Origin of the sequence: Streptomyces sp. NPDC007162 (assembly GCF_040634175.1) — a bacterium.
Classification (GTDB): Bacteria; Actinomycetota; Actinomycetes; order Streptomycetales; family Streptomycetaceae; genus Streptomyces.
The window spans coordinates 1-2,051 of sequence record NZ_JBEYFC010000910.1; the positions used below are offsets into that span (position 1 = coordinate 1).

The following is a 2,051-nucleotide window of genomic DNA, read 5'->3' on the forward strand; positions in this document are numbered from 1 at the left end:
GGGCCGCCGCCGAGCTGCGCGAGGAGGCCGAGTGGGGTGTGGAGGCCCGGCGCGCGGAGGCCACCCAGTTGCCGGTCTCTTCATCGCGCACGGGCCGGGTCGGCGGGCGTAGCGCGGTCATCCGTTCCAGGTCCGAGACGGCCGTCGACCCGCGCGGGGTGATGACCCGCTGGGCGTAGACACCGAGGACGCGGGCGACGTCGGCCGGCTCCATCTCCGCGACCCCGGGCCAGGAGCGGGAGTCGAGCGCGTCCCACGGCAGGATCGCCAGCGAGGGTGTCTCAGACCGCGTTTGAGATCTGCCGTGGCCCGTTGCTGGTGTGGTCGTTGAACATGCCGTGAGCGGTGCTGGGGGTAGGTATCCGTCGGACTTGACGGACGAGCAGTGGGCGTTGGTGGAACCGTTGCTGCCGCCCGCGAGGGTGGGGCCCAAGGGCGGGCGGCGGGAGAAGCTCCGCGGCGGCGGATCGTGGACGCGATCTTCTACGTTGTGCGGACCGGCTGTGCTTGGCGGCAACTGCCGAAGGACTTCGCTCCGTGGCCGACGGTGTATTGGTACTTCACCTGGTGGCACGATGACGGCACGGTCCAGCGCATCCACGATGCCCTGCGTGGCCGGATCCGCGAAGCCGATGGCCGCGACATCGAGCCGAGCGCGGGCCTGATTGATTCGCAGTCTATTCGTACTGCCGACACCGTCCCGGCGGCCACACAGGGATTCGATGCGGGCAAGAAGGTCAGGGGCCGCAAGCGGTTCATCGTCACCGACACTCTCGGCCTGCTGCTGGCCGTGCACGTCGTCGCGGCCAGTGTCCAGGACCGCGACGGCGCCCGCCGACCGCTGCTGTGGACTCGTCTCGACCATCCAGGTGTCAAGAAGGTCTGGGCGGACCAGGGCTTCGCCGGCCGCCTGGTCGATTGGACCACTACCGTGCTCGGCCGCGAACTGGAGATCGTCCGCAAAGACCCCGACCAGCAAGGGTTCCAAGTTCAGTCGAAGCAGTGGGCGGTAGCACGTACCTTTTCATGGCTCACCGCACACCGACGCCTGGCCCGCGACTACGAGACCAGTCCTGCCCGCTCCGAGACGATGGTCCGCTGGGCGATGATCGGCATCATGGTCCGCCACCTGACCCGAGTGGGGCCGGTTTCCCGCGCGGCTCAGCGCCGTTGACCCGAACTTCGGCCTGGCAGCCAGACGCGGGCAGCAACATCAGCCCGGCTCACTTTGGTCCCCGATCGGCAACGTCACCATCGCTTCGAGGTGCTCGTCGCTGACCTGCGGAACGGTCCAGTTGTTGCTACGCGCGTGCTCGATGAACGTCGGGTCCAGCTCCACGTGATAGCGCCCCACGTAGTGGGCCAGGTCGGAGTACCACAGCCAATGTCCGTCTGTGAGCAGGTGCAGCCCTCCGATGAACGCGCCAGTCTCGCTCAGCACGTCAGGCACAGCTGAAGGCGTGGCGACCAAGGTCGTTCCGGCTCGCAGGTACCTAACCAGATCGCCCTCATACCCCGGCGCAGCCCTGCGCGCAGCAGCTCGGATCGACGGCCCATCCGCACTGCCGTACTCCAGCTCCCTGAAGCCGCCAACGATGGGGAACTTATCGAAGATCACCTGGCCGAGCCTAGAACACCCTTCGAGAGGCCACCGAACCAGATCTCAAACGCGGTCTTACAGTCCCGGCGCCCGCCAACGCGGCCTGACACCGCGACGGTGCTCGCAGTAACAGCCGCCTTCGGCCTGGTAAGCACCGGCGGCCGAGTGGGAGGTAGCAGGCACTGACAGACCGGAGATTCTCAAGTACCGACTCGCGTGACAAGCCCGTGCGCACGTTGCCGAAATGACCACTCAGACGGAGGGGGCGCCGTCGGGATGGTCATAAATCCAGGACAGGCCACCCAGATCGAGACGCCGACGGGTACGGGTGACCGCCACGTAGGCCAGACGCGCTTCGGGGGTGTGTCAATTTAACGGCTGATCTTGGTTGTTGATGGTCAGTTGTTGCTCGGAGTCAGGCGGCCTTCGAAAGCGATCTGGAACGCGTTCA

The 2,051-nt window shown here is 66.7% G+C and carries 1 protein-coding gene and 2 pseudogenes; 1 reads left to right on the plus strand and 2 read right to left on the minus strand.

Going from position 1 to position 2,051, the window contains the following annotated elements; genetic code table 11:
* A pseudogene (locus tag ABZ646_RS45690) lies at positions 1-271 on the minus strand (hypothetical protein); the annotation flags it as partial.
* 88 nt (positions 272-359) lie between these two features.
* On the opposite strand from ABZ646_RS45690, the pseudogene ABZ646_RS45695 reads away from it, so the two are divergent.
* Positions 360-1,174: pseudogene (locus tag ABZ646_RS45695) on the plus strand (IS5 family transposase); the annotation flags it as partial.
* 39 nt (positions 1,175-1,213) lie between these two features.
* Here the strand turns inward: ABZ646_RS45695 and ABZ646_RS45700 are convergent.
* Complete coding sequence (locus ABZ646_RS45700) at positions 1,214-1,618, minus strand: hypothetical protein (RefSeq protein ID WP_360533454.1); 405 nt, start codon at positions 1,616-1,618, stop codon at positions 1,214-1,216.
* Positions 1,619-2,051: the final 433 nt, after the last annotated feature.